The sequence below is a fragment of the Methanomicrobium sp. W14 genome, from assembly GCF_017875315.1.
Lineage (GTDB): Archaea > Halobacteriota > Methanomicrobia > Methanomicrobiales > Methanomicrobiaceae > Methanomicrobium.
Genome location: NZ_JAGGMM010000005.1, coordinates 1 through 5345 on the forward strand (window position 1 = coordinate 1; position 5345 = coordinate 5345).

The window sequence follows — 5345 nt, forward strand, 5'->3', positions numbered from 1 at the left end:
AAATGTGCAACAAATAGGGAAGGTTTATAAGTTGCAAAAGACCACATTGTAAGGCCGAAGTATTCAGGTGAAAAAGGCACGAAAGGGCCTTAAATGTAAAATCGCCGGAATATCTGCGGAATAAAAAAAGTAGTGGATTTAGAGAAGTCTGAACATTTCAGACTTGCAGAAGTCCGGAACTTTGCGGGGCAACAAAAGAGTTGGTTTTATAAGTGAATAAAACCAATAATGTTACCTCGATTCTTTGATGGGGAGCCGAAATCGCTTATAGATGTAAGCGTCGGTTCTGACGTTGGCACTGGCAATGCGGAAATCTGTTTAGTAACCGCTGATTCCTTTTGTGATTTAGTGAAAAATGATAGTGTGCCGAAGTGAAAAGTATCTTCAAAAAATAATAATTCTGGTTGATCCTGCCAGAGGTCACTGCTATCGGGGTTCGATTAAGCCATGCGAGTTGAGAGGGTTAAGACCCTCGGCGGACTGCTCAGTAACACGTGGATAACCTGCCCTAAGGCGGAGGATAACCCCGGGAAACTGGGGATAATACTCCATAGATTAGAGAGACTGGAATGTTCTTTAATTAAAAGTTGCGGCGCCTTAGGATGGATCTGCGGCCGATTAGGTAGTTGTTGGGGTAATGGCCCAACAAGCCTGTCATCGGTACGGGTTGTGGGAGCAAGAGCCCGGAGATGGAATCTGAGACACGATTCCAGGCCCTACGGGGCGCAGCAGGCGCGAAAACTTTACAATGCAGGAAACTGTGATAAGGGAACCCCGAGTGCCCGTATACGCGGGCTGTCCTGATGTATAAAAAGCATCAGAAGAAAGGGCCGGGCAAGACCGGTGCCAGCCGCCGCGGTAATACCGGCGGCTCGAGTGGTGACCACTATTATTGGGCTTAAAGCGTTCGTAGCTTGAATTTTAAGTCTCTTGGGAAATCTCGCGGCTCAACCGTGAGGCGTTTAAGAGATACTGGGATTCTAGGAACCGGGAGAGGTAAGAGGTACTCCGGGGGTAGAAGTGAAATTCTGTAATCCTCGGGGGACCACCGATGGCGAAGGCATCTTACCAGAACGGCTTCGACAGTGAGGAACGAAAGCTGGGGGAGCGAACGGGATTAGATACCCCGGTAGTCCCAGCCGTAAACGATGCGCGTTAGGTGTGCTGGTGACCACGAGTCACCTGGGTGCCGAAGGGAAACCGTGAAACGTGCCGCCTGGGAAGTACGGTCGCAAGGCTGAAACTTAAAGGAATTGGCGGGGGAGCACCACAACGGGTGGAGCCTGCGGTTTAATTGGACTCAACGCCGGGCAGCTCACCGGATAGGACAGCGGAATGATAGCCGGGCTGAAGACCTTGCTTGACCAGCTGAGAGGAGGTGCATGGCCGTCGTCAGTTCGTACTGTGAAGCATCCTGTTTAGTCAGGCAACGAGCGAGACCCACGCCAACAGTTGCCAGCATGTTCTCCGGAATGATGGGGACACTGTTGGGACCGCCTCTGCTAAAGAGGAGGAAGGAATGGGCAACGGTAGGTCAGCATGCCCCGAATTATCCGGGCTACACGCGGGCTACAATGGTCAGGACAATGGGCAACCGCACTGAAAAGTGTAGTTAATCCCCTAAACCTGTCCCAAGTTCGGATTGTGGGCTGTAACTCGCCCACATGAAGCTGGAATCCGTAGTAATCGCGTTTCAAAACAGCGCGGTGAATAAGTCCCTGCTCCTTGCACACACCGCCCGTCAAACCACCCGAGTGAGGTTTGGATGAGGCTGTGGTCTTTGCCGCAGTCGAATCTAGGTTTTGCAAGGGGGGTTAAGTCGTAACAAGGTAGCCGTAGGGGAATCTGCGGCTGGATCACCTCCTAACGAATATCGCGGAAGAGAACAGCGGTTATTAAACAGACCGTAAAGCTGCCGGTGTCAAAGAAAGAATAAAATAAAGTTCCGGGCTCATAGCTCAGTTGGAAGAGCGCGGCCTTTGCAAGGCCGAGGCCGGGGGTTCAAATCCCCCTGAGTCCACTTCACCTTTTTCGTAAATGAAGAAGGTTTAAGATGCACCCGGAAATGTGAATTACCGGGGAAGGACTGAAGGTCACAAACGGCGACGCAAGTGACCTTATGAAGTCATGTAAAGGATACAACACACTGGACGTTAAATGGATTTTAGCGGACAAAACCGAAATAATGCTGAAATTACGTTAAGCCTGTCAGTGAATGGCTCGGTTCGAGTGCCGATGAAGGGCGTGCCAAGCTGCGATAAGCTCCGGGAAGACGCAGGGATTCTATGATCCGGAGATCCCCGAATGGGACATCCTATGCCTTCGGGCATGATTGGTAACAATCGGCAACCTCCCGAATTGAAACATCTTAGTAGGGAGAGGAAGAGAAATCAAACGAGATGTCGTGATTAAAGGCGATCGAAAGCGACAGAGTTCAAACTGAATCCCGGCAACGGGAGATGTGGTGTTATAGGCTCACTGTTTGTTTAAAGATTTGAAGTGGAATTTGTTCTGAAACGTCAAACCACAGAGGGTGACAGTCCCGTACATGTAAGAATCTTTAGATAAGTGAAGTCCTGAGTAGCGCGGGTTGGAATTCTCGCGTGAAATTGGGGGTCATCAACCTCCAAAACTAAATACTCCTCGAAACCGATAGCGCAATAGTAGCGTGAGCGAAAGCTGAAAAGTAACCCTTGAAAGGTGGTTAAAAGTGCCTGAAACTGGCAGGTGATAGAGTGTTATGGCGTGTAAGGATCTTTACTGCGAAAGAACAAGTCGTGAGGCTTAAGTATGGGCAGTATTGCCGATGTCATAACTTACGTTTTGAAGAACGGGCCAGAGAGTTTATTCTGTTGGCGAGGTTAACCGAGAAAACGGGAAGCCGAAGCGAAAGCGACAAGTCCGTAGTTTTACCTGGGACGACGTATTAAAAGTGCGTGAAGTCGGCAGGATAACGCCCGAAGCCCGGTGATCTATGCGTGGGCAGGCCGAAGGGTGACGAAAGTTGCGTGGAGGGCCGAAGCGGTATTGATATGCAAATCATTCGTGTGACCTGCGTATAGGGGTGAAAGGCCAATCGAACCGGGCATCCGCTGGTTCCTCTCGAAACATGCCGTAGCATGACCTGAGCAGAGATCGATGGTGAGGTAGAGCACTGATTGTGGGAGTTGGGAAAGAAATTTCTCACCCTGCTGTCAAACTCCGAATTCCCTGTCATCTGAGAAGCTTGGAAGTCCGCACTACGGGGTAAGCTTGTAGTGCGTAAGGGAGACAACCCAGACCGTGGTTAATGTCCCTGAGTGTAGGTTAAGTGTAAACACTAAATGAGGTCCTAGGTCAAAGACAACTGGAAGGTGAGCTCAGAAGCAGCTATCCTTCAAAAAGTGCGTAACAGCTTACCAGTCGAGATTTAGGGCGCAGAAAATGGACGGGGCTCAAACCTACCACAGATACCACGGACCACAGCAATGTGATGGTGTAGAGAGGCGTCCTGCATGGGCGGAAGCAGGGATGTAAGTTCCTGTGGACCGTGCAGGAATGAGAATTCTGGCATTAGTAGAAGCAAAGTTGGGTGAGAATCCCAACCGCCGAAGGGGCTAGGTTTCCTCGACAATGTTCGTCAGTCGAGGGTTAGTCGGTCCTAAGTTGTACCGTAACTCGAGTACAGCGAAAGGGAAACAGGTTAATATTCCTGTACCATCAGTCAATAATCCTGACGTTTAAGGATATGTTTTGCAGGGTCGTCGCCCTGTTCAATTGTATAAATCCCCGGAGAACCGTAATGGTGAGAACTGGATGAAAGCATGATGAGGCAACAAAGCAAACTCCCTGAACCCGTGAAAAGGGGACTGAATGACCGTACCGAGATCTGACACAGGTGCCCCTAGCTAAGAAGGCTAAGGCGTGTCGGTTTAATTGTGTTTAGGGAATTCGGCAAAATAGCCCCGTAACTTTGGAATAAGGGGTGCCTGCCTGGAGATCAGGCAGGTCGCAGTGACCAGGGGACTCCGACTGTCTAATAACAACATAGCAGACTGCAACTCGGAAACGACTAGTATAGTCTGTGATTCCTGCCCAGTGCAGGTATCTGAAAACCGGGTACAACCGGACGAAGGACCTGTAAACGGCGGGGGTAACTATGACCCTCTTAAGGTAGCGTAGTACCTTGTCGCTTAATTGGCGACTTGCATGAATGGATTAACGAGAGTCCTACTGTCCCAAACACAAGTCCGTTGAAGATTTTGTCCTAGTGCAGAGGCTAGGGACTCCATATGGGAAGTGAAGACCCCGTGGAGCTTTACTGCAGCCTGTCGTTGTGTTACGATATTCCTTGCGCAGTGTAGATGGGAGACGTTAATCCGTATCTCGTGGGATACGGGGAGTCGTAATCTGAGACACCATCCTTGGTTTATTGTAACACTAACTCTTTAAGTAGAGAACATCGGTAGGTAGGCAGTTTGGGTGGGGCGCCACACCCTCGAAAAGATATCAAGGGTGCCCCAAGGTCAACTCATGTGAGTCAGAAACTCACAGGAGAGTGTCAAGAGCAAAAGTTGGCCTGACGCTGATACGAATAGCAAGTATCTGCGAGAGGAAACTCGGGTCTAACGAACCAATACGCGCTTTTGATGAGTGCTATTGACGACAGAAAAGCTACCCCGGGGATAACAGAGTCGTCGCCGGCAAGAGCACATATCGACCCGGCGGCTTGCTACCTCGATGTCGGTTCTTTCCATCCTGGCTGTGCAGCAGCAGCCAAGGGTGAGGTTGTTCGCCTATTAAAGGGGATCGTGAGCTGGGTTTAGACCGTCGTGAGACAGGTCGGTTACTATCTATATGGAGTGCAGGGAGTCTGAAGGTAAGACGGAAATAGTACGAGAGGAACTTTCCGTCGTCGCCACTGGTAGACCGGTTGTCCGACAGGGCAATGCCGGGTGGCCACGCGATAAGGGATAAAAGCTGAAAGCATCTAAGCTTGAAATCCGGCCTGAAAAGAGACTCCGCTATAGGACACGGATAAAAGATCCGTTTGATAGGCCCGGGATGTAAGCACGAAGGTAACGACGTGTTAAGTCCACGGGTACTAACGTCCGATAATTCCGGCAACGGTTTTGAAAGCTAAAATCCAGACGAAATCCAGTGTGTTGTATTCTTTCGTGAAATTTATCCGAAACCGACCTTTAAAGAGGTCTTTTAACCGGTCCGTCACCGGTGGTTTTTCGGTTCCAGTTGCGGCCATAGCAGCAGGGTCACACCCGGACTCATTCCGAACCCGGCAGTTAAGCCTGCTCACGTCAGATGGTGTACTGAGATACGCGAGTTCTCGGGAAACATCTAACGCTGCA

Annotated in this window: 1 tRNA gene and 3 rRNA genes; all 4 read left to right on the plus strand. The window is 50.1% G+C overall.

Going from position 1 to position 5345, the window contains the following annotated elements:
* Nucleotides 1–397: 397 nt before the first annotated feature.
* Nucleotides 398–1865, plus strand: a 16S ribosomal RNA gene (locus J2128_RS12585).
* Between the two features lie 82 nt (nucleotides 1866–1947).
* Nucleotides 1948–2020 (plus strand) — tRNA-Ala (locus tag J2128_RS12590).
* A gap of 167 nt (nucleotides 2021–2187) precedes the next feature.
* A 23S ribosomal RNA gene (locus J2128_RS12595) occupies nucleotides 2188–5104 on the plus strand.
* 123 nt (nucleotides 5105–5227) lie between these two features.
* A 5S ribosomal RNA gene (gene rrf / locus J2128_RS12600) occupies nucleotides 5228–5345 on the plus strand; the annotation flags it as partial.